Here is a 20,054-nt window from a genome sequence, read left to right on the forward strand (position 1 = left end):
GCGTCGGATTCAGCAACGCCTTCGCCGGCAAGCCGGCTCCTACCAGGGAGCCGCCCAATTCCGGTAGGAGCTGGCTTGCCAGCGAAGAGGCCCGCACGACCTGCGTCCAAGGGCCAGCCCCGTTTATTTCCAGCCAGCGGACCACCGCACGCGTTTGCCAAGTTGTCGAGGTCAATTCATGAGCGTGCATGAACTCAAGCGTCCGCCCACCACGGATGCGTCAGCCCCCGAGGACCGCTTGCAGTTGAGCGGTGCCCTGGAGCAGTTGCGGCACTGGGCCCAGGCCCGGCCGTTGGACAATGCCCTGCGCCACAAGCGCCACGGCCATTGGTACGCCTGGCGCTGGATCGATGCCCTGCGCGATGTCGAGCGTCTGGCCGACGGCCTGCGCCAACAAGGCCTCGACTCGCAGTCCCGGCTGGCCCTGAGCGGGCCGTTCGAGCCGGACCTGTTGCTGCTGGCCCTGGCTGCCCGGAGCCTGGGCGCCGAGGTGCTCAGCCTCGACCCGGAGCTGGCGCCCGAGGCCCTGCGCCAAGCGCTTTGGCGCCTGCAGCCGAGCCACGCCTTCGTCCACTCGCGGCGCCAGGTCCTGGCCTGGGTGGCCGCCGGGGAACAGGGCCCGGCCCCGGGGCTTTTGATCGCCGGACAAGCCTTGCCGCGCCTGCCCGCCGGGGGGCGCCAGCCGCTGCTGTGCTTTGCCGACTTGCTCGGCCCCAGCGAAGCGCCCCAGCGCCAGCTCTATTGGCGCCATCCGGCCACTGCCGAGCAACTGTGGAGCGAAGAGGGCACGCAATGGGCGGCGGGTCTGCAGGTGTTGCTGGAGCACTGGCTGAACAGCGGCCACAGCCTGGCCTTCCCCGAAACCGCGGCATCCGCCAGTCGCGACCGCCGCGACGTGGCGCCCAGCGGCCTGCTGCTGTCGCCGCCGCGCCTGCAGCAGCTGGCGGACGAAATCGAAAGCCGCCTGGCGCCTCCCGGCAGCTGGCGCCGGCGCCTGTGCGAGTGGGTCATCGCCCATCCTCGCCGGCCACTGCCCCGGCTGCTCAAGCAACGGGTGCGCCGGTTGCTGGGCTTTGCCCGCTTGCAGTTCATCTGGCAGCCGGCGCCGTCGCATGCTCACCCCTCAACCCCGGCCTGGATCGCCGAATTCAAACGGAACATTGCATGAGCCCCAGCGAACCCATCCTGCAAGTGCGCGCCGTGTCCCTGTCGTTCAAGGGGGTCAAGGCCATCAACCAGCTGTCGTTCGACGTGCGCCGTGGCGAAATCTGCGGCCTGATCGGACCCAACGGCGCCGGCAAGAGCTCATTGCTCAACCTGCTCAACGGCGTCTATCGCTTCGACAGCGGGGCGATTGTCTTCGACCGCCAGAGCTATTCGCGCATCGACCCGCTGAGCGCCGCTCGCCGTGGCATTGGCCGGACGTTCCAGAACAATGCGCTGTTCAAGAAGATGAGCGTGATCGACAACCTGCTCACCGGCCTGTCGCGGCATTCGCGCACCTACCTGATCGAGCAGGCCCTGGGCTTGCCCCGGGCCCGGCGCGAGGCCGCGACCTTCCGCCAACTGGCCCAGGGCATCCTGCAGTTTCTCGATTTGCAGGCACTGCGGGATGTCCCGGTGGGCAACCTGTCCTACGGCCTGCAAAAGCGCGTGGAGCTGGGGCGGGCGCTGATCGCCGGGCCCAGCCTGCTGTTGCTGGACGAGCCCCTGGCGGGCATGAACGCCGAGGAAAAGCAGGAAATGGCTGGCTTCATCGCCGACATCAATCGTGACCTGGGCACCACCGTGGTGTTGATCGAGCACGACATGGGGGTGGTCATGGAGCTGTGCCACCACGTGGTGGTCCTGGACTACGGGCGCAAGGTGGGCGATGGCACGCCGGCCGAGGTCCAGGCTAATCCCGACGTGATCGCCGCCTACCTGGGGGTGGTGCACTGATGAACTTCTTCCTCGAAACCCTGCTCGGCGGCCTGCTGGCCGGGACCCTGTACTCCCTGGTGGCCATCGGCTTCGTGCTGATCTACAAGGCCAGCGGCGTGTTCAATTTCGCCCAGGGCGCGATGCTGCTGTTCGCCGCCCTGACCTTCGTCAGCCTGCACGACCAGGGTGTGCCCTTCGCCCTGGCGCTGCTGCTGACGGTGCTGGTGATGATCATCGGTGCCTGGCTGATCGAGCGCCTGGTGCTGCGGCCCCTGGTCAATCGCTCGCAGATCACCCTGTTCATGGCCACCCTGGGCCTGTCGTTCATCATCGAGGGCCTGGCCCAGGGACTGATGGGCTCCCAGGTGCGCGCCCTGGACCTGGGCATCGACGACGTGCCGCTGTTCCTCGGGCCGCTGATGGTCAGCCAGTTCGACCTGATCGCCGCCGCGGCCGCCCTGGTGCTGGTGACGGTGCTGGCGCTGCTGTTCAACAAGACCCGAATCGGCATTTCCCTACGGGCGGTGGCTGACGACACCACGGCGGCGCTGTCCATCGGCATCAACCTCAACCGCATCTGGCAGATCGTCTGGGCCGTGGCCGGGGTCGTGGGGCTGGTGGCCGGGCTGCTCTGGGGCGCGCGCCAGGGGGTGCAGTTCTCGCTGTCGCTGGTGGTGCTCAAGGCGCTGCCGGTGCTGATCATCGGCGGCTTCACCTCCATCGGCGGGGCGATTGCCGGGGGGCTGATCGTCGGTGCCGCCGAGAATCTGGCGGAGGTCTATATCGGCCCGCTGATCGGCGGCGGCATCACCCCCTGGTTCGCCTATGTCCTGGCCCTGGCCTTCCTCTACATCCGTCCCGCCGGCCTGTTCGGCGAGCGGGCCATCGAGCGAGTGTGAATTGATGTCCATCCCCCTGACCCGGCAAACCGCGCCGCTGCTGCTGGTCCAGCGCCGTCTGCCCCTGGGCCTGAGCGGCCTGTTGCTGTTGACCTGCGGCGTGGTGCCCCTGGTTGCCAACGACTATTGGCTCAACGCGATCCTGATTCCCTTCCTGGTGCTGTCCCTGGCCGGGCTCGGGCTCAACCTGCTGACCGGCTACACCGGCCAGACCTCGGTGGGCGCCGCCGGCTTCATGGCGGTCGGAGCCTTTGCCACCTACGGCTTCGTGCTGCGCCTGCCAGAGCTGGGGCTGCCTGTGGCGCTGCTCGGCGGGGGCCTGATCAGTGCCCTGGTGGGCTGGCTGTTCGGCCTGCCCAGCTCACGGATCAAGGGCTTCTACCTGATGGTCACCACCCTGGCGGCGCAGTTTTTCCTGGAGTGGCTGTTCGTCAAGTTTCCCTGGTTCTACAACTACGGCTCCTCGGGCACCATCTCGGCGCCGCAGTTGAGCCTGTGGGGGCATGACCTCAATACCCCGACCGGGCGCTACCTGTTGACCCTGGTGGTGGTCCTGCTGCTGACCCGGGTGGCGCAGAACCTGGTGCAAAGCCAGGTCGGGCGCAACTGGATGGCGATCCGCGACATGGACACCGCGGCCGCGGTGATCGGCATCCCGGTGGCCCGCTACAAGCGCCAGGCCTTTGCCGTCAGTTCGTTCTACCTGGGCATCGCCGGGGCGCTGTGGGCCTTCGCCTACCTGGGCACCGCCAGCGCCAGCAGCTTCGATATCAATCGTTCGTTCCAGATCCTTTTCATCATCATTATCGGCGGCATGGGCAGCGTGGCCGGCAACTTCGTCGGCGCGGCCTTCATCAGCCTGCTGCCGATCTTCCTCAGCCACGCCGGGCAGTGGCTGCTGGGCGGGGCGGTGGACGCCGGGCAATTGCAGAACCTGCAGAAAATCATCTTTGGCGTGCTGATCATCCTGTTCCTGATCAAGGAGCCCGAGGGCCTGATCCGCCTGCTGAGCAACCTGCGCGAGCGCCTGCGGCACTGGCCGCTGCGCTTCTGAAATTCCACTCAAGACCTAGAGAGACAACATGCGTGCATCCTTGAAAGCTTCCCTGGCCAGTGCGGCCTTGCTGCTGTCCGCGGCGCTGACCCCGCAGGCCCAGGCCGCGCCGGACCAGCAGTTCTTCCCCCTGGCCACCTACCGGGTCGGCGCCTATGCCTCCAGCGGGGTGCAGGTGTGGGCCGGGATGATCGACTACCTGAACTACATCAATCAGGTGGAAGGCGGGATCAACGGGGTCAAGCTGGTGTGGCAGGAATGCGAGACCGAATGGACCGCGGAGAAGGGCATCGAGTGCTACGAGCGCTTCAAGAAGGGCCTGGACGGCGCGCCGGTGGCGGTCTATCAGCCCAACGGAGCGCCGGCGGCCTATGCCCTGAGCGAGCGAGCCGAGGTCGACAAGATCCCGCTCATTACCCTGGGCTACGGGCGTACCGAAGCCACCGATGGCACGGTGTTCCCCTACAACTTCCCGGTGATGCTGACCTTCTACAGCGAGGCCTCGACCCTGGTGAACTACATCGCCCAGCGCGAGGGCGGGTTCGACAAGCTCAAGGGCAAGAAGATCGCCACGGTCTATCACGACTCCGCCTATGGCCGGGAAACCCTCGGGCCGCTCAAGCTGCTGGCGGAAAAATACGGCTTCGAGAACATCCAGATTCCGGTGGCCGACCCGGGCAACGAGCAATCGGCGCAATGGCGGCAGATCCGCCAGCAGAACCCGGACTGGGTGTTCCTGCGCACCTGGGGCGTGTCGACCCCGGTAGCGGTCAAGACCGCGGCGCGCTTCGGCTTCCCGGTGGATCACATCATCGGCGACATCTGGGCCAGTTCCAGCGAGGACGTGCTGCCGGCCGGGGTCGCCGCCAAGGGCTACCTGGCGCTGACACCCTACCCGGCGGGCAGCGACTTCGAGATCCACAAGCGCCTGAAGCAGTACATCCTCGATACCGGCAAGAGCGACCTCAAGGACCTGAAGAACTTCGGCAGCGTGTACTACAACTCGGGGCTGGTGAACGCCGCGGTGGCGGTGGAGGCGATCCGCACCGCCCAGGGCAAGTTCGGCAAGCGCCCGCTCAACGGCGAAGAAGGGCGCTGGGGCCTGGAGCACCTGAACATCGACGACGCCCGGCTCAAGGACATGGGTTACCTGGGGCTGATGCAGAACCTCAAGCTGTCGTGCCGCGATCACGAAGGCGGCGGCGCGGCCCGGGTGCAGCAATGGGACGGGGCCAACTGGACCCTGATCAGCGACTGGATCGCTGCCGACCGCGCGCTGCTGCGGCCGCTGATCGACGAGAAGGCCGCGGCCTTCGCCAAGGAAAAGCAACTGACGCCACGCACCTGCAACGGGGATGACTGAAGCATGAGCCACAGCGCCACGGCCACCGCGGCCGAGCACCTGTTGCAGGTGCAGGACATCGAGGTGATCTACGACGGCGCCATCCTCGGGGTGGCCGGGGTGTCCCTGGACGTGCCTCGGGGGGCGATCGTCGCCTTGCTGGGGGCCAATGGCGCCGGCAAGAGCACCACCCTCAAGGCCATCTCCGGCCTGGGCCGGGCCGAGCGGGCCCAGCTGGGGCGGGGCAGCATCCGCTTCGCCGGGCAGGACCTGGCCGGGGTCGACCCCAGTCGCCGAGTGCGTCAGGGCATGGTCCATGTGCTGGAGGGGCGACATGTGTTCGGCCAACTGACCGTGGAGGACAACCTGCGCAGCGGCGGCTTTGTCCGCGGCCTCGGCCGTCGGCAGCTGGCCCAGGATCTGGAGCGCATCTATCACTGGTTTCCGCGGCTGCTGACCAAGCGCCGGGTGCGTGCCGGCCTGACCTCGGGCGGCGAGCAGCAGATGCTGGCCATCGGCCGGGCGTTGATGACCCATCCTACTTTGGTACTGCTGGACGAACCTTCCATGGGCTTGGCGCCTATCATCGTCCAGGAGATTTTTCAGATCGTCGCCCAGCTCAATCGCGAGGCGGGGGTGAGTTTTCTGATCGCCGAGCAAAGCATTAATCTGGCGCTCAAGTACGCGTCCCACGCCTGCCTGCTGGACAACGGACGGGTGGCCCTGTCCGGCACCGCCGAGCAGTTGCTGGCCCGGGGCGATCTGCAGGATTTCTACCTGGGCAAACACTGACCGCGAGCATGCCATGAGCCAGAACCACACCCCGCCGACCATCCCGGCCGACCCTGATGCGGACATTCTGATTGTCGGCGGTGGCCTGAGTGGCGCCTTGCTGGCCGCGCAATTGCTGCGCCGGCCGGGCCGGCGGCGGATCCTGGTGATCGAGCCGCGCCGCGAGCTGGGTCGCGGCGAGGCCTACAGCGCCGTGGAGCTGGGGCACACCCTGAACGGCAACGCCGCGCGCATGAGCGTCGACCCGGACAACGCCGATGACCTGACTCAGTGGCTGACCCGGCACATTGCCGAGGGCGGTTGGCCCGAGTCGGATCGCCAGCATGTGCCGGTCAGCGAACTGTTTCCGCCCCGCGGACTGTTTGGCGTCTATGTTCAGCAGCGGCTGGCCGAGGCGCAAGCGCAGGGCCGGGGGCAGGGCTCCTCGGTGAGCCATGTGCAGGGCGAAGCGGTGGACCTGGAAATCGAACCTGACGGCGTGCTCCTGACCCTGGCCGATGGCCGGCAACTGCGGGGTGCGCGGGCGGTGCTGGCCACCGGCATGTTCCCCGCGGCGCGCACGCCACAGACCCGGTCCAGCGGCCTCAACGCCGCCGCGCTGGACCCCTGGGACGTGGCCGCCATGGCCCGCCTCGATCCCCGGGCGACGGTGCTGATCATTGGCTCCGGGCTGACCATGGTCGACGCCGTGGTGTCCCTGGAGCAGGTCGGGCATCGCGGGCCGATCGAAGTGTTCTCTCGCCATGGGCTGTTGCCGCACGTGCGTCGCCAGCCGCCGGCCTGGGAGGATTTTCTCGCCGCCGACCCGAGCCTGCGCAGCCCCCGGCAGTTGTTCCGGGCGCTGCGGCGCCAGTGCCAGGCGGCGCAGGCCCGGGGCATCGACTGGCAAGCGCCGCTGGACACGGTGCGGGCCCATATCGGGCGCTTGTGGAGCCAGGCCAGCGAGGCGCAGAAACGCCAATTCGTGCGGCATGTGCGGCCCTGGTGGGAGAGCCACCACCATCGCTCGCCGCCCTTGAGCGCGGCGCTGGTGGCGCGCCTGCAGGAGCAAGGCCGGTTGCGGGTGCATGCCGCGTGCTACCAGGGGCTGGAGGCGGGCGCCGACGGCCGCCTGGCGATCCGCCTGCGCTATCGCGGCAGCCCGCACAGCGTGCGCGTGCCGGGCGATGCCCTGATCAACTCCAGCGGCATCGAATACGACTGGCGCCGGGTGGCGCGGCCCTTGCCACAGCAACTGCTGGCTCGCGGCCTGGTCACCCCCGGTCCGCTGGCCCTGGGCATCAGCGCCACGGCGGACGGCGCCGTGCACGATGCCCGGGGCCAGGCATCCGCGCGCCTGTTCGCCCTGGGCCCACCGTTGCGCGGCCTGTGGTGGGAAAGCACCGCCGTCACCGACGTCGCCCTTCAGTCCAAGGCCCTCGCCGCGCACCTGGCCGCATTGCCCTTGTAGCCGCTGCCGCAGGCTGCGAACGGCCCGCTAGGGCCGCGGCGCACTAAAGGCCGCTGCGGGTCCTACCGACGCAGGAGACGCGGGGATCTTGAGGCCGCCCAAGATCGGCGGGTGATCGTCAAGCAAGGTCCTGCGGACCTTTTCGCAGCTTCGCCGTGGCTCAGCAGCGGCTACAGGGCCAATGCCGATCCGGGATTTGTGTAGCCGCTGCCGCAGGCTGCGAACGGCTTGGGCGGCATTCCGACGCAGGAGACGCGGGGATCTTGAGGACGCCCAAGATCGGCGGGCGATCGTCAAGCAAGGTCCTGCGGACCTTTGCGCAGCTTCGCCGTGGCTCAGCAGCGGCTACAGGGCCAGTGCCGATTGGGGTTGTGTAGCCGCTGCCGCAGGCTGCGAACGGCCCGCAGGGCCGCGGCGTTCTTGAGGTTGTTGCGGGTTCGGCGGGTGATCGCCAAGCAAGGCCCTTTGGGCCTTTGCGCAGCTTCGCCGTGGCTCAGCAGCGGCTACAGGGCCAGTGCCGATTCGAGATTTGTGTAGCCGCTGCCGCAGGCTGCGAACGGCCCGCAGGGCCGCGGCGTTCTTGAGGTTGCTGCGGGTTCGGCGGGCGATCGTCAAGCAAGGTCCTGCGGACCTTTGCGCAGCTTCGCGGGCTCAGCAGCGGCTACAGGAGGGGGACCCAGCGCTGTTCTTGGGCGGCGGTGCGGATTGCCGCGGCCAGGCGCTCTATTTCACAGGCCTCGGCGAAATCCGTGCCGTCCCGACCCTGGCCGCACAGGGCCATGATCAGTTCATGCACTTCCAGGGTCTTGAGTTCGTTGTAGCCCAGTTGATGCCCGGGGGCCGGGCTGAAGGCGGCGTAGCCGGGCAGGTCGGGCCCGGCCAGCAGGCGCTGGAAGCCTTTCTGTCCGACCCGGTACAGGCGCAGTTCGTTGAGCCGTTCCTGGTCGAAGGCCAGGGTGCCCAGGGTGCCGCTGATCTCGAAGCTCAGGTGGTTTTTGTAGCCATGCTTGATCCAGCTGCTGCTCAACGTGCCCCGCGCACCGTTGGCGAAACGCAACAAGGCGTGGGCCTGATCGTCCACGGCAATATGGCGCCGTTCCTGGCTGCCGGCGTGGGTCGGTCGTTGCTGGTGCACTGTCTGCACATCGGCGCACACCGCCTGCACCGGCCCCATGAGAAAGCGCGCCATGGCCAGCAGGTGGCTGCCCAGGTCGGCCAGGGCGCCGCCGGCGTGCTGCGGGTCGCAGCGCCAGGACCAGGGCGAATCCGGGTCGGCCATGAAGTCTTCGCTGAACTCGCCCTGGAAGCTCACCAATTGCCCCAGCTCGCCCTGGCCGATCAACTGCCGGGCCAGGGCGATCATCGGGTTGTGCTGATAGTTGTAACCGACCCGGGTCACCACCCCAGCGGCCTGGGCGGCGTGGTGCATCTGCCGGGCCTCATCGACGCTGATGGCCAAGGGCTTTTCGCAGTACACCGCCTTGCCTGCCGCCACGGCCGCCATGGCCATGGGGAAATGCAGATGGTTGGGGGTGGTGATGGCCACCAGATTGACCCGGGGATCGGCGATCAAGCCTTGCCAGTCGCTATGGGCCCGGGCAAAGCCCCAGGCCCCGGCGCAGTGCTCGGCGCGCTGCGCATCGGCATCGGCCAGGGCGGCCAGGTGAAGGCGCACCGGCAGTTCGAACACTGCGCCGACGCTGCGAAACGCCAGGGCGTGGGCCCGGCCCATGAAGCCGGTCCCGATCAAGCCAATGCCAAGTTCATCCATAGCCGCACCTGCAGAATTATTGTTTTAGGAAGGGCTAGTTATGGAATAAAAATTCTCTAATTGCAATTGCTGGAATTAAAATTTTGACGGGCGCTGTAGGAGCCGGCTTGCCGGCGACAGGGCCCCTGTGGCTTGCGCTGGGTTCAAGGTCCTGTTCGCTGGCAAGCCCGCTCCCAAGGCAAATGAAAAAGGCAGCCCGGAGGCTGCCTTTTCGGTGGTGCAAGCGGGCCTCAGGAGAGGAAGCCGCCGTCCACGTTCAGCGCAACACCGGTGGTGTAGCTGGAGGCATCGCTGGCCAGGTAGAGCACCGCGCCGGCCATTTCGCTCGGGTCGGCCACGCGCTTGAGGGGGATCTGCGCCAGGGCGGTCTTGAGGATGGCGTCGTTCTTCACCAGGGCCGAGGCAAACTTGGTGTCGGTCAGGCCCGGCAGCAAGGCGTTACAGCGGATGCCGAACTGTGCGCATTCCTTGGCGAAGACCTTGGTCATGTTGATCACCGCCGCCTTGGTCACCGAGTAGATGCCCTGGAAGATCCCTGGCGAGATGCCGTTGATCGAGGCGACGTTGATGATGCTGCCGCCGCCGTTGTCGCGCATCAGCTTGCCGGCTTCCACCGACATGAAGAAATAGCCGCGGATATTGACGTCGACGGTCTTCTGGAAGGCCCTCAGGTCAGTGTCCAGGACGTTGCAGAACTGCGGGTTGGTGGCGGCGTTGTTGACCAGGATGTCGAGGCGGCCGAACTGCTCGCGAATCCCGGCGAAGACCTGGCTGATCTGCTCCATTTCACCGATGTGGCAGGCAATCGCCGTGGCCTTGCCGCCAGCGGCGATGATGGCGTCGGCCACGTGCTGGCAGCCTTCGAGCTTGCGGCTCGACACGATCACGTGGGCCCCTTGCTGGGCCAGGAGCTTGGCAATGGCTTCACCGATACCGCGGCTGGCGCCGGAGACGAATGCGATTTTGCCGTCGAGGTCGAACAACTGAGTCTTGGACATGGTTTTTCCTTGCTGGGCTGTCGGGCGCCGAGGGCGCGGTCAGAGGCTGGATTTTTCGATGACCTGCAGGCTCATCTGCTCCAGCAGTTTGTTCATGTGAATGAACTGCGCGAAGCGTTTGTCCTGGGTCTGGCCGTGGTAGAAGCGGTAGTAGATCTGCTGCACGATGCCGGCCAGGCGGAACAGGCCATAGGTGTAGTAGAAGTCGAAATTGCCGATCTGGATGCCGGCGCGTTCGGCGTAGTAATCGACGAATTCCTGGCGGGTCAGCATGCCCGGCGCGTTGCTCGGCTGGCGCCGCATCAGTTGCACCGGCGCCGGGTCGGCGGCCTCGATCCAGTAGGCCAGGGTGTTGCCCAGGTCCATCAGCGGATCGCCCAGGGTGGTCAGTTCCCAGTCCAGCACGCCGATGATCTGCATCGGGTTGTGGGGGTCGAGGATGACGTTGTCGAAGCGGTAGTCGTTATGCACGATGCTCGAGGTTGGGTGGTCGGCGGGCATCTTGTCGTTGAGCCAGGCCTTCACGGTTTCCCAGTGCGGCGCATCGGGGGTCAGGGCTTTCTCGTAGCGCTCGCTCCAGCCCTTGATCTGACGCTGCACATAGCCTTCAGGCTTGCCCAGGTCGCCCAGGCCGCAGGCGTTGTAGTCGACCCGATGCAGTTCGACGAAACGGTCGATGAAACTCTTGCACAGGGCTTGGGTCTTGCTGGCATCCAGGCCCAGTTCCGCCGGCAGGTCGGAGCGCAGGATGATGCCCTTGACCCGTTCCATGACATAGAACTCGGCGCCGATCACCGACTCGTCGGTGCAGTGCACATAGGCCTTGGGGCAGTAGGGGAAACCGTCCCTGAGCTGGTTGAGAATGCGGAACTCGCGGCCCATGTCATGGGCGGACTTGGCCTTGTGGCCAAACGGCGGGCGGCGCAGGACGAACTCCTGATCCGGGTACTCCAGCAAGTAGGTGAGATTCGAGGCACCGCCCGGGAACTGGCTGATTTGCGGTGTGCCGCTGAGGCCGGGAATATGCGCCTTGAGGTACGGATCGATCAGGTTGGCATCGAGCTCCTCGCCGGGGCGAGTACGGGTGGATTGGTCTGTAAGCGCCATGCTTATCCCTTCTGCTTATTCTGGAGGCCAGAGATTATTGACTAATCTAATGCGCCTACCGGCCCCTCACAATCGCGGCGGGCCTTTATAGGTGCGCGTGTTGCCGGACAATCATTGCTTTTGATACAAGCGTTTGAATTTACCCCCGTACTTCCACGATCTGGTAGCACCAAGCCCCCACAGGAGCCGGCTTGCCAGCGAAGGGAGCGTCATGACGCAGCCGCGTTTGAGACGGCTTCCCTGGCTAGCCCGCACTTTCCCAAGCCATGCAGGCCCAGAGGCAAGCCGCCCCACGAGCATAGGCGTTGCCCAGGGGATGGGTCAGTTGGGTGTCGGCAGGGGAAGAGGGGTCAGCAGGGGCCGGCCCTCGAAGTGGGCCAGCAGGTTCTGGCCGACCATGTCCACGGTGTCGCGGCTGGCCTGGGGCGAAAGGCCGGCGACGTGGGGCGTCAGTACCACATTGTCCAGGCCCTTGAAACCGTCCGGCACTTGCGGTTCGTCATCGAACACGTCCAGGGCCGCGCCGGCAATCCGCCGCTGATTCAGGGCCTGCAGCAGGGCGTTGGTGTCCACCACGCTGGCCCGGGCGATGTTCACCAGGAAACCTTCGGCGCCAAGGGCTTGCAGCACTGGCAGGTCCACCAGATGCCGGGTGTCGGCGCCGCCGGGGGTGGCAATCACCAGGGCATCCGAGTCCCGGGCCAGCTCCAGCAGGGTCGGGCAAAAGCGGTAGGGCTGGTCCGTCCGGGGCTGACGGCTGTGATAACTCACGGTCATGTCGAAACCCAGGGCGCAACGCCGGGCGATGGCCTGGCCCACGGCGCCCAGCCCGAGGATGCCCAGGCGCATGCCGGCCACGGAAGGGCGCAGGACCTTCGGCCATTGCCCCTGGCGCACGGCGGCATCGGACTGGGGAATGCCCCGCACCAGAGACAGCAGCAGGGCGAGGGCATGATCGGCCACCGACGAGGCATTGACCCCGGCGCCGTTGGTCACGGCAATCCCGCGGTTGCTGGCCGCTTGCAAATCGACGTGTTCGTAGCCGGCGCCGATCACGCAGATGATCTGCAGCCGGGGCAGGGCGTCGATTTCCGCCGCAGTCAGTCCCAGTGGGCCGCGGGTCAGCACGGCGTCGATCCGCCCGGCATGGTCCTGGATGGCCCGGGCCCGTTCGGCGGGGGTGGGCGCCAGGATCAGGTGAAAGCCCTGCTGTTCGAGCAGCGGCAGGTAGGCGTTGACGTTTTCAACCAGGACCAGGACGGTGGCACGCATCAAGGGATTCCTTGTGAATAGCTGAAATGGCGCAGGGGAGGCGGTGCACGGCTTCGGGCGAGGCGCGCAGCAGGCCGGCGCGAAGGCTCAAGGGTGCGGGTTGCGAGGGAATTTGGCAATGCTCGCCGGCACCGTTCCCGGGGGAATCACGCCATGTTCGGCGTGCCCGGGGCGGTGTGGGGACGATGGGGTCAGAAGGTCACATCGGCGGTCGTGGCCAGGCGCACGAAGGGGCCGTTGAGGGTGGCGTTATGGTGGGCGATGATTTTCTTCGCCCCCAGCACGGGCGTGTCCATGCAGGTATGGGCGTCCTCCACCAGCACGGCGGCAAAGCCCAGGTCGCCGGCGGCGCGGCAGGTGGCATCGACGCAGTACTGGGTCTTCATGCCGACGATCACCAGCTCATTGACCTGGGCTTCCTGCAGGCGCTCGGCCAGCCCGGTGCCGACAAAGCAACTGGGGCGGGTCTTGTCCAGTACGCAGTCCAGTTCTTCATCCACTTCCAGGGTCGGCAGCAGTTGCCAGAGCGGGCTGCCGGCGGCAATCGGCGATTCGGCGGGGCCGGTATGGCGCACGGCGAAGATCGGCGCCCCGGCCTGGCGGGCGCGGCGGATCAGCTGGTTGATGTTTTCCAGGGTCTGTTCGCGCTTGTAGGGCTTGTCCGGTCCGTTGAAAAGGCCAACCTGCATGTCGATGACCAGCAGGGCACGCTTGGCGTTGGATAAAGGCATCTTGTCTCTCCTTGTAGTGCCAGCTGGACGGAGAAACAAAAGGCCCCGTCCATTGCTGGCGGGGCCTTGGTTTTACTGTGCTTGCATCATCCCGCACAGCTACCACACGACCCGCCGTAGGCAGTCGTGGTGGTAGAGGTAGGGTTGAGCGCGTAGATATTCATGGGGCCCGATCATGCCGCCTGGCCGTGAATCTTGTCAACGCAGCCCAGCGCGCGTCGGCTTGCCGAGGAACAGGTACCTGGGATGTGCATCGCCTTCGCGGACGCTTGCGCCGGCAAGCCGCTGCCTGGGGGAGGCGTGAGAGGGCCGGGCCAGAGGCTTCGCCACGGCAAAAAAATACATCTGCACCGTACAAACCGTTCCTCAGCTAAGTCTATGCAGCGCTCGCGGAATCCCGGACAATCGCGCCCCCTCTGTTTCGGTCGGGGTTCTGTCTGTCGGGTACTCCGACGCGCCCTGATCGAATGGCAAACGACCGGAATGTGGAGATCCCACCGGATGAATGATCAGGCCAACAGCGTTGATCAACGCTTTGAAACGGCGACTCCAGCGACCCTGAGTAGCTGGAACCGCCAAGACACCACCTGGATGCTGGGCCTGTTTGGCACCGCCATCGGTGCCGGTACCCTGTTTCTGCCCATCAATGCCGGTATCGGCGGTTTCTGGCCGCTGTTGATCCTGGCGCTGCTGGCCTTCCCCATGACCTTCTATGCACACCGCGGCCTGACCCGCTTCGTGCTCTCCGGGCGTGACGGTGCGGACATCACTGACGTGGTGGAGGAGCATTTCGGCCTCACCGCCGGTGCCCTGATCACCTTGCTGTACTTTTTGGCGATCTTCCCGATCCTGCTGATCTACAGCGTGGCCTTGACCAACACCGTCGACAGCTTCATGACCAACCAACTGCACATCGCGCCGCCACCGCGGGCGATCCTGGCCCTGGTGCTGATCTTCGGCCTGCTGGTGGTGGTGCGTTGCGGCGAGCAGGTGATCGTCAAGGCCATGAGCCTGATGGTCTATCCGTTCATCGTGGCCCTGCTGTTCCTCGCGGTGTTCCTGATCCCGCACTGGAATGGCGGCATCCTTGCCACCGTCAGCGATGTCCCGGCGCCTTCGGCCTTCCTGCATACCCTGTGGCTGGCGATTCCGGTGATGGTCTTCTCGTTCAACCACTCGCCGATCATCTCGGCCTTTGCCGTGGACCAGAAACGCCGCTATGGCGTGCATGCCCAAGAGCGCAGCTCGCAGATCCTCTCGCGTGCCCACCTGCTGATGGTGGGCATGGTGCTGTTCTTCGTCTTCAGCTGCGTGCTGACCCTGAACCCGGCGCAACTGGCCGAAGCCAAGGCGCAGAACCTGTCGATCCTGTCCTACCTGGCCAACCACTTCCAGAACCCGACCATCGCCTTCGCCGCGCCGTTGATTGCCTTCGTGGCCATCGCCAAGTCCTTCCTGGGTCACTACATCGGTGCCAGCGAAGGCCTCAAGGGCCTGATCGGCAAGAGTGGCCGGCGTCCTGGGGCGAAAACCCTGGACCGGGTCACCGCTGCCTTCATGCTGGTGATCTGCTGGGCCGTGGCGACCCTCAACCCGAGCATCCTGACGATGATCGAGACCATGGGCGGCCCGGTGATCGCGGCGATCCTGTTCCTGATGCCGATGTACGCCATTCGCAAAGTGCCGGCCATGGCCCGCTATCGCGGCCAGGCCTCCAACGTCTTCGTGACCCTGGTGGGCCTGGTGGCCATTACCGCCCTGGTGTACTCCCTGGCTTCGTGAGTTGCGCGACGCGCTGGCGGGTGCCTTCGCTGGCATTCCACACCTGCGCGATGCTCACCGCCTGGAGCCGGCTTGCCGGCGGACAGGCCCTCAAGCCTGACGCGATTGCTGGCAACACAACCAACGCCGCCGGTGCTCACAGCACCGGCGGCGTTGTCGTTCAAGGCATTGATCAGGATCGTTTGCGGCCTTGAATAAAGGGCTAAGCTGGTGCTCTTATTGCTGCCCGAAACCCGCCAATGGCCACTCCCGTCACACGGGCTGCAATCTGGCCCAAACGCGTTGATGCCGTTGGGCGACACCCTCTGAATTCGAATCTTGCCTTGTCACGGACGAACCCGATTGGCCACTGAACCCCTCACCCAGCCAACTGTTGCCCCCAAGCGCAGCCGTGACCTGCTGGCCGGCTTGTCCATCGCCGGCCTGTTGCTGCCGGAGGCTGTGGCCTATTCCGGTATTGCCGCCTTGCCGCCCCAGGCCGGGGTCATCGCCCTGTTCGCCGGGCTGCTGTGCTACGGCCTGCTGGGCAGCAGCCGCTTCGCCATTGTCTCGGCCACGTCCTCATCGGCGGCGGTGCTGGCTGCTGCCACCTTGTCCCTGGCAGAGGGCGACGTGCAGCTGCGCCTGAACCTGGCGTTCGCCCTGGTGCTGCTGACTGGAGGCTTCTTCCTTCTGGCGGGACTGTTTCGCCTCGGCGGCGTGACCGCGTTCATTGCCAAGCCGGTGCTGCGCGGCTTCGCCTTCGGCCTGGCCGTGACCATCATCCTCAAGCAGTTCGCCACCATCGTGGGGGTGCACCTGAGCACCGGCAATCTGGTGCGTTTTCTGCCCCAGTTGCTGGAGCAGTGGCCGCAGTGGAACTGGGCTGGCGCGGCGGTGGCGGCATTGGCCCTGCTGGTGCTGGCGATCTGTTCGCGGATTCCCTACGTGCCCGGTGGGCTGGTGGCGGTGGTGATCGGCATTGGCGCCGGGCAATGGCTCGATCTGCCGGCTCATGGGGTGGCCCTGATCGGGGTGATCGAACTCAAGTTGCAGGTACCGAGCCTGCCGGACCTGCCCTTTGCCGACTGGCTGCGCCTGGGGGAACTGGCGTTTGCCCTGGTGATGATCCTGTATGCCGAGTCCTATGGCTCCATCAGCTCCCTGGCGCTCAAGCATGGCGACCGGGTCTCGTCCAACCGCGACCTGCTGGCCCTGGGCGCTGGCAATCTGCTCTCCGGTCTGTTCCATGGCATGCCGGTCGGCGCCGGTTATTCGGCCACTTCCGCCAACGAAGCGGCCGGGGCCCGCTCGCGGCTGGCCGGGCTGACCGCTGCTGCGGTGATGCTGATCATCGTTCTGACGGTGCTGCCCTATATCGCCCTGACCCCGGAGCCGGTGCTGGCGGCGATCGTCATCTACGCCCTGGGCCATGGCCTGAGCCTGCAACCGCTGGGGCGCTATTTCATCTGGCGCCGAGATCGGTTGCTGGTGATCTGTGCAGTCACCGCGGTGCTGGTGCTGGGGGTGCTGGATGGTTTGCTGCTTTCGGTAGGGGTGAGCATTCTGTTGATGCTGCGCCAGTTGTCGGCGGCGGATATCCAGATCCTCGGTCAATTGGGCAGCGGACATGATTTTGTCGACCTCAGTCGCCACCCTCAGGCGCGGCAGGTGCCGGGGGTGCTGATTCTGCGTCCGGGGGAGGCGCTGTTCTTCGCCAATGCCGAGCGCATCCTGGGCGGTGCCTTGCACCTGATCCGGCACGTACAGACGCCGATTCACACGGTCATTCTCAGCCTGGAAGAGTCGCCGAATCTGGACGGCACCAGCATCGAGGCCCTGGACGACTTCTTCCGTCAGGTCCGCCTGGAGCACAAGCGCCTGGCCCTGGCCCGGCTCAAGCACAGGGCCAAGGAAGCCCTGGCGGGCCTGCCGTCGACTGCCGAGCATCAGGTGTTGCTCAGTGGCACCAGCGTCGACGATACGCTGCAGGAAAGCCTGCAGATCTGGAGCGGTCAGGCTCAGGCGGGACTCTGGCATTGAGTCTTGGCGCTTGGGTGTATCGCGCCTGGCCTGTCGCAGCGCAGCCCAGGGCGAACGAGCGGGCAGGGCAGTCAGCAAAAGTTACAGGCATAAAAGAACGCCGCGTATCGTGGAATACGCGGCGTTCTTTTTTACAACGCTAGAGCCTTAGGCTTGCACCACCGGGATCTTGGCGTTGGCCGCCGCTTCACGGAACTCGGCGATCTGGTCGAAGCTCAGGTAGCGGTACACGTCCGCTGCCATGCTGTCGATCTTGCCGGCGTATTCCATGTACTCCTCGACGGTCGGCAGGCGACCCAGGATCGAAGCCACCGACGCCAGCTCGGCCGAAGCCAGGTAGACGTTGGCGCCATCGCCCAGACGGTTCGGGAAGTTACGGGTCGAAGTCGACACCACGGTCGAGTTCGGCTCAACGCGGGCCTGGTTACCCATGCACAGCGAGCAGCCCGGCATTTCCATGCGCGCGCCAGCCTTGCCGTAGATGCCGTAGTAGCCTTCTTCGGTCAGTTGGTGAGCGTCCATCTTGGTCGGCGGCGACAGCCACAGACGGGTTGGCAGCTGGCCCTTGACCTGATCCAGCAGCTTACCGGCGGCGCGGAAGTGACCGATGTTGGTCATGCAGGAACCGATGAACACTTCGTCGATCTTCTGGCCAGCGACGCTGGACAGCAGGCGAGCGTCGTCCGGGTCGTTCGGCGCGCAGAGCACAGGCTCCTTGACGTCGGCCAGGTCGATTTCGATGACTTCGGCGTACTCGGCGTCCTTGTCGGCTTCCAGCAGCTCAGGGTTGGCCAGCCAGGCTTCCATCGCTTGAGCGCGACGCTCCAGGGTACGGGCATCGCCGTAGCCTTCGCCGATCATCCAGCGCAGCAGGGTGATGTTGGACTTCAGGTACTCGGCGATCGACTCTTTGGACAGCTTGATGGTGCAACCGGCAGCCGAACGTTCGGCCGAGGCGTCGGACAGTTCGAAGGCTTGCTCGACGGTCAGGGTTTCCAGACCTTCGATCTCCAGGATGCGGCCGGAGAAGGCGTTCTTCTTGCCTTTCTTCTCGACGGTCAGCAGGCCTTTCTGGATCGCGTAGTAAGGGATGGCGTGGACCAGGTCACGCAGGGTGACGCCAGGCTGCAGCTTGCCCTTGAAGCGAACCAGGATCGATTCCGGCATGTCCAGTGGCATGACGCCAGTGGCGGCGGCGAAGGCCACCAGGCCGGAACCGGCCGGGAACGAGATGCCGATCGGGAAACGGGTGTGGGAGTCACCACCGGTGCCGACGGTGTCCGGCAGCAGCATGCGGTTCAGCCAGCTGTGGATGATGCCGTCGCCCGGACGCAGGGACACGCCGCCACGGGTCATGATGAAGTCGGGCAGGGTGTGGTGAGTGGTGACGTCGATCGGCTTCGGATAGGCCGCGGTGTGGCAGAACGACTGCATCACCAGGTCGGTGGAGAAGCCCAGGCAAGCCAGGTCCTTGAGTTCGTCACGGGTCATGGGACCGGTGGTGTCCTGGGAGCCGACGGTGGTCATCTTCGGTTCGCAGTAGGTGCCTGGACGTACGCCAGTCACGCCGCAAGCCTTGCCGACCATTTTCTGCGCCAGGGTGAAACCCTTGGTGCTTTCAGCCGGGGCTTCAGGCTTCTTGAACAGGTCGGATGGCGGCAGACCCAGCTCGGCGCGAGCCTTCTCGGTCAGGCCACGGCCGATGATCAGCGGGATACGGCCGCCGGCACGGACTTCGTCGAGCAGCACCGGGGTCTTCATTTCGAAGGTGGCCAGGACTTCGTCGCTGTTGTGCTTGGTGACTTTGCCAGCGTGCGGGTACAGGTCGATCACGTCGCCCATGTTCATCTTCGACACGTCGAATTCGATCGGCAGGGCGCCGGCGTCTTCCATGGTGTTGTAGAAGATTGGAGCGATCTTGCTGCCGAAGCAGAAGCCGCCGGCACGCTTGTTCGGCACATAAGGAACGTCGTCGCCGAAGAACCACAGCACCGAGTTGGTGGCCGATTTACGGGACGAACCGGTGCCGACCACGTCGCCGACGTAGGCGATCGGGAAGCCGTCGTTGCGCATCTGCTCGATCTGTTTCATCGGGCCGATGGAACCTTGCACGTCAGGCACGATGCCGTCACGGGCCATTTTCAGCATGGCCAGGGCGTGCAGCGGGATGTCCGGACGGGACCAGGCGTCAGGTGCAGGGGAGAGGTCGTCGGTGTTGGTTTCGCCGGTGACCTTGAACACCCGCAGGCTGATCTTGTCGGCCAGTACCGGGCGGTTCTTGAACCACTCGCCGTCGGCCCAGGATTGCAGTACGGCCTGGGCATGAGCGTTGCCGTTCTTGGCTTTTTCCGCGACGTCGTGGAAAGCGTCGAACATCAACAGGGTGTGCTTGAGTTGAGCGGCAGCCACAGGCGCCAGCTCGGCGTCGTCCAGCAGGTCGACCAGGGTCACGATGTTGTAGCCGCCCTGCATGGTGCCCAGCAGTTCTACGGCGCGCTTCTTGTCGATCAGAGGGGAGGAGGCTTCGCCTTTGGCCAGCGCGGAGAGGAAACCGGCCTTGACGTAGGCGGCTTCGTCGACTCCTGGTGGAACGCGGTTGGTGATCAGGTCAACGAGGAAAGCTTCTTCGCCAGCCGGGGGATTCTTCAGCAGCTCGACCAGGCCTGCAGTTTGTTCGGCGTTAAGCGGCTGGGGAACGATACCCAGTGCTGCGCGCTCTTCGATATGTTTGCGGTAGGCTTCAAGCACAGTTATTACCCTCATCAGTGGTCCCAAATGGGTGTCCGGGACGCTCATCCCGAAATTGCCGTACTCATGCGCTGCGTGGCGTTGTGGGCCACTTAGCCAGAATTACCGACAATTCCTTACAGAAGCTGCTTTCAAAGTTTTACGCCTGCAGAACGGGGAGCTG

At 65.6% G+C, this 20,054-nt stretch carries 15 protein-coding genes; 9 read left to right on the forward strand and 6 right to left on the reverse strand.

What is annotated here, in order from left to right:
* The first annotated feature begins 178 nt into the window (after positions 1 to 178).
* The 7 genes from Q8O96_RS05105 to Q8O96_RS05135 are packed head-to-tail and all read left to right on the forward strand — an operon-like array spanning position 179 to position 7,460.
* Positions 179 to 1,168 carry an AMP-binding protein gene (locus Q8O96_RS05105; protein WP_305948476.1) on the forward strand — a complete coding sequence of 330 codons (990 nt, stop codon included), beginning with the start codon at positions 179 to 181 and terminating at the stop codon, positions 1,166 to 1,168.
* Complete coding sequence (locus Q8O96_RS05110; protein ID WP_060838923.1) at positions 1,165 to 1,941, forward strand: ABC transporter ATP-binding protein; 777 nt, start codon at positions 1,165 to 1,167, stop codon at positions 1,939 to 1,941. Before Q8O96_RS05105 ends, Q8O96_RS05110 begins: the two co-directional genes overlap by 4 nt.
* A complete protein-coding gene (locus Q8O96_RS05115; protein WP_060838924.1) occupies positions 1,941 to 2,822 on the forward strand; it encodes a branched-chain amino acid ABC transporter permease in 882 nt (293 codons plus the stop codon). The genes Q8O96_RS05110 and Q8O96_RS05115 overlap by 1 nt, the downstream gene beginning before the upstream one ends.
* 4 nt (positions 2,823 to 2,826) lie before the next feature.
* Entirely contained in the window at positions 2,827 to 3,876 is a 1,050-nt protein-coding gene (locus Q8O96_RS05120; protein WP_060841929.1) for a branched-chain amino acid ABC transporter permease, read from the forward strand.
* Between the two features lie 28 nt (positions 3,877 to 3,904).
* Positions 3,905 to 5,239 (forward strand): ABC transporter substrate-binding protein, encoded by a 1,335-nt coding sequence (locus tag Q8O96_RS05125; protein ID WP_102864475.1) that lies wholly within the window; start codon positions 3,905 to 3,907, stop codon positions 5,237 to 5,239.
* Between the two features lie 3 nt (positions 5,240 to 5,242).
* Positions 5,243 to 6,010, forward strand: a complete 768-nt coding sequence (locus Q8O96_RS05130) for an ABC transporter ATP-binding protein (protein WP_305948477.1) — start codon at positions 5,243 to 5,245, stop codon at positions 6,008 to 6,010.
* A 13-nt stretch (positions 6,011 to 6,023) separates the two neighbouring features.
* Complete coding sequence (locus Q8O96_RS05135; protein ID WP_305948478.1) at positions 6,024 to 7,460, forward strand: FAD/NAD(P)-binding protein; 1,437 nt, start codon at positions 6,024 to 6,026, stop codon at positions 7,458 to 7,460.
* Positions 7,461 to 8,121: 661 nt separating this feature from the next.
* Here the strand turns inward: Q8O96_RS05135 and Q8O96_RS05140 are convergent.
* The 5 genes from Q8O96_RS05140 to Q8O96_RS05160 all read right to left on the reverse strand — a co-directional run bounded on the left by Q8O96_RS05140 (position 8,122) and on the right by Q8O96_RS05160 (position 13,339).
* Positions 8,122 to 9,231, reverse strand: a complete 1,110-nt coding sequence (locus Q8O96_RS05140; protein ID WP_305948479.1) for a Gfo/Idh/MocA family protein — start codon at positions 9,229 to 9,231, stop codon at positions 8,122 to 8,124.
* A 230-nt stretch (positions 9,232 to 9,461) separates the two neighbouring features.
* Complete coding sequence (locus Q8O96_RS05145; protein WP_305948480.1) at positions 9,462 to 10,229, reverse strand: SDR family oxidoreductase; 768 nt, start codon at positions 10,227 to 10,229, stop codon at positions 9,462 to 9,464.
* Positions 10,230 to 10,268: 39 nt separating this feature from the next.
* A complete protein-coding gene (locus tag Q8O96_RS05150; protein WP_305948481.1) occupies positions 10,269 to 11,336 on the reverse strand; it encodes a phosphotransferase family protein in 1,068 nt (355 codons plus the stop codon).
* A gap of 321 nt (positions 11,337 to 11,657) precedes the next feature.
* Positions 11,658 to 12,608 carry a 2-hydroxyacid dehydrogenase gene (locus tag Q8O96_RS05155; protein ID WP_305948482.1) on the reverse strand — a complete coding sequence of 317 codons (951 nt, stop codon included), beginning with the start codon at positions 12,606 to 12,608 and terminating at the stop codon, positions 11,658 to 11,660.
* Positions 12,609 to 12,799: 191 nt separating this feature from the next.
* Positions 12,800 to 13,339 (reverse strand): cysteine hydrolase family protein, encoded by a 540-nt coding sequence (locus tag Q8O96_RS05160; protein ID WP_102879731.1) that lies wholly within the window; start codon positions 13,337 to 13,339, stop codon positions 12,800 to 12,802.
* A gap of 501 nt (positions 13,340 to 13,840) precedes the next feature.
* Between Q8O96_RS05160 and Q8O96_RS05165 the strand changes: the two genes are divergently transcribed.
* A complete protein-coding gene (locus tag Q8O96_RS05165; protein ID WP_102864482.1) occupies positions 13,841 to 15,121 on the forward strand; it encodes a serine/threonine transporter in 1,281 nt (426 codons plus the stop codon).
* Positions 15,122 to 15,463: 342 nt separating this feature from the next.
* Entirely contained in the window at positions 15,464 to 17,143 is a 1,680-nt protein-coding gene (locus Q8O96_RS05170; RefSeq protein ID WP_102864483.1) for a SulP family inorganic anion transporter, read from the forward strand.
* A 147-nt stretch (positions 17,144 to 17,290) separates the two neighbouring features.
* Here Q8O96_RS05170 and acnB read toward each other — a convergent pair whose 3' ends face one another.
* Positions 17,291 to 19,891: a bifunctional aconitate hydratase 2/2-methylisocitrate dehydratase gene (acnB, locus tag Q8O96_RS05175; protein WP_102864484.1), complete on the reverse strand. Its 2,601-nt coding sequence runs from the start codon at positions 19,889 to 19,891 to the stop codon at positions 17,291 to 17,293.
* Positions 19,892 to 20,054 lie beyond the last annotated feature (163 nt).

Origin of the sequence: Pseudomonas sp. LPH60, assembly GCF_030718165.1 — a bacterium.
GTDB classification, from domain to species: Bacteria; Pseudomonadota; Gammaproteobacteria; order Pseudomonadales; family Pseudomonadaceae; genus Aquipseudomonas; species Aquipseudomonas danubii.

Excerpts from the sequence above, each read along its gene's own strand:
- Q8O96_RS05105 (WP_305948476.1), top strand. The coding sequence starts at position 179 with ATGAGCGTGCATGAACTCAAGCGTCCGCCCACCACGGATGCGTCAGCC.
- Q8O96_RS05110 (WP_060838923.1), top strand. The coding sequence starts at position 1,165 with ATGAGCCCCAGCGAACCCATCCTGCAAGTGCGCGCCGTGTCCCTGTCG.
- Q8O96_RS05115 (WP_060838924.1), top strand. The coding sequence starts at position 1,941 with ATGAACTTCTTCCTCGAAACCCTGCTCGGCGGCCTGCTGGCCGGGACC.
- Q8O96_RS05120 (WP_060841929.1), top strand. The coding sequence starts at position 2,827 with ATGTCCATCCCCCTGACCCGGCAAACCGCGCCGCTGCTGCTGGTCCAG.
- Q8O96_RS05125 (WP_102864475.1), top strand. The coding sequence starts at position 3,905 with ATGCGTGCATCCTTGAAAGCTTCCCTGGCCAGTGCGGCCTTGCTGCTG.
- Q8O96_RS05130 (WP_305948477.1), top strand. The coding sequence starts at position 5,243 with ATGAGCCACAGCGCCACGGCCACCGCGGCCGAGCACCTGTTGCAGGTG.
- Q8O96_RS05135 (WP_305948478.1), top strand. The coding sequence starts at position 6,024 with ATGAGCCAGAACCACACCCCGCCGACCATCCCGGCCGACCCTGATGCG.
- Q8O96_RS05140 (WP_305948479.1), bottom strand. The coding sequence starts at position 9,231 with ATGGATGAACTTGGCATTGGCTTGATCGGGACCGGCTTCATGGGCCGG.
- Q8O96_RS05145 (WP_305948480.1), bottom strand. The coding sequence starts at position 10,229 with ATGTCCAAGACTCAGTTGTTCGACCTCGACGGCAAAATCGCATTCGTC.
- Q8O96_RS05150 (WP_305948481.1), bottom strand. The coding sequence starts at position 11,336 with ATGGCGCTTACAGACCAATCCACCCGTACTCGCCCCGGCGAGGAGCTC.
- Q8O96_RS05155 (WP_305948482.1), bottom strand. The coding sequence starts at position 12,608 with ATGCGTGCCACCGTCCTGGTCCTGGTTGAAAACGTCAACGCCTACCTG.
- Q8O96_RS05160 (WP_102879731.1), bottom strand. The coding sequence starts at position 13,339 with ATGCCTTTATCCAACGCCAAGCGTGCCCTGCTGGTCATCGACATGCAG.
- Q8O96_RS05165 (WP_102864482.1), top strand. The coding sequence starts at position 13,841 with ATGAATGATCAGGCCAACAGCGTTGATCAACGCTTTGAAACGGCGACT.